1 protein-coding gene is annotated in these 1,350 nt (G+C 63.4%); it reads left to right on the forward strand.

What is annotated here, in order from left to right; genetic code table 11:
- The first annotated feature begins 78 nt into the window (after positions 1 to 78).
- Positions 79 to 1,266, forward strand: coding sequence for an ISNCY family transposase (locus NKJ73_RS34000; protein WP_352572748.1), 1,188 nt, complete (start codon positions 79 to 81; stop codon positions 1,264 to 1,266).
- Positions 1,267 to 1,350 lie beyond the last annotated feature (84 nt).

Consider the following 1,350-nt stretch of genomic DNA (forward strand, 5'->3'; position numbering starts at 1 on the left):
TGTCGTAAGCAGATGAGTTGTCCGGGTTAGGTAGCAGACGAGTTGTCCGGTTTGATCTTCAGCGAACGGAGGCTGGGGATGAGACGGGCAGCATGGCTACAGGACCGCAGGATGCAGAAGTTTCGCGACGTATTGAGCCGGTGGGATCGAGGTGATCTGTCGATGCTGGAGGCTGGTGAGTTGCTTGGGATGTCGGAGCGTCAGTTCCGGCGCTATCGCGACCGCTACGAGGAAGAGGGTGTCGCCGGCCTTATCGACCGTCGGCTGGGCAAGGCCTCGCCGCGACGGGCGCCGTGCGATGCGGTGGAGGAGATGCTGTTGCTTTACCGGGAGCGGTATTTTGGCTGGAACGTGAAGCACTTCCACGAGCACCTGGTTCGCGACCACAATTTCTGCTGGAGCTACACCTGGACGAAGGCGCAGTTGCACGCAGCCGGTCTGGTGGAGCGGGCCAAGCGGCGCGGGGCGCATCGGCGCAAGCGGCCCAGAAAGCCGTGCGAGGGCATGATGCTGCATCAGGACGGCAGCCGGCACGAGTGGTTGACGGGTGAGCCGCCGCTCGACCTGATCGTGACGATGGACGATGCGACGAGCACGCTCTATTCGGCCTTCCTGGTCGAGGAGGAAGGCACGGCCTCGAGCTTCCAAGGCCTGTTGGAGACGTTTGCGGCCAAGGGTCTGGCGTCGAGCCTCTACAGCGACCGCGGCAGCCACTATTTCCACACGCCCAAGGCCGGGGAAAAGGTCGACAAGGAGCGGCTCACCCAAGTCGGTCGGGCGCTAGTGCGGCTCGGCGTCGAGCATATACCGGCCTATTCGCCCGAGGCGCGCGGACGCTCGGAGCGCACCTTCTCGACGTTGCAGGAACGACTGCCGAAGGAACTTGCACTGGCCGGGATCACAGACATCGAAGCGGCCAACCGCTTCATCGCCGAGGTCTACCTGGCGGCTCACAATGCCCGCTTTTCGAAGCCGCCCGAGATCGCCGACAGCGCCTTCGTCGCCGCCGATCCGGACCAGCTCGCCGAGATCCTGTGCATCGAGGAGGAGCGCGTGGTCGGCCGCGACAACACCATTGTCTTCGGACGGCTCAGGCTGCAGCTGCCGCCAAGCCCGATCCGTCATCACTTCGTCAAGGCCAAGGTCAAGGTGCGCCAATATCCCGACGGCACGCTGGCCGTCTTCCACGGGCCACGGTCGATCGCCCGCTACCATGCGGACGGGTCGTTGCGCGGCCAGAAAACCGAGATCAGGAGTGCGGCGTGAACCGCTTCGACGCACCTCCTGCAACAAACAGAAGCGGACATCTGATGTGCTACAAAAACCGGACAACTTGAAAAGCTACCGACA

The sequence above is a fragment of the Mesorhizobium sp. M0074 genome, from assembly GCF_040322975.1.
GTDB lineage: Bacteria > Pseudomonadota > Alphaproteobacteria > Rhizobiales > Rhizobiaceae > Mesorhizobium.

Coding starts and splice junctions, on each gene's coding strand:
- NKJ73_RS34000 (WP_352572748.1), top strand. CDS start 79: ATGAGACGGGCAGCATGGCTACAGGACCGCAGGATGCAGAAGTTTCGC.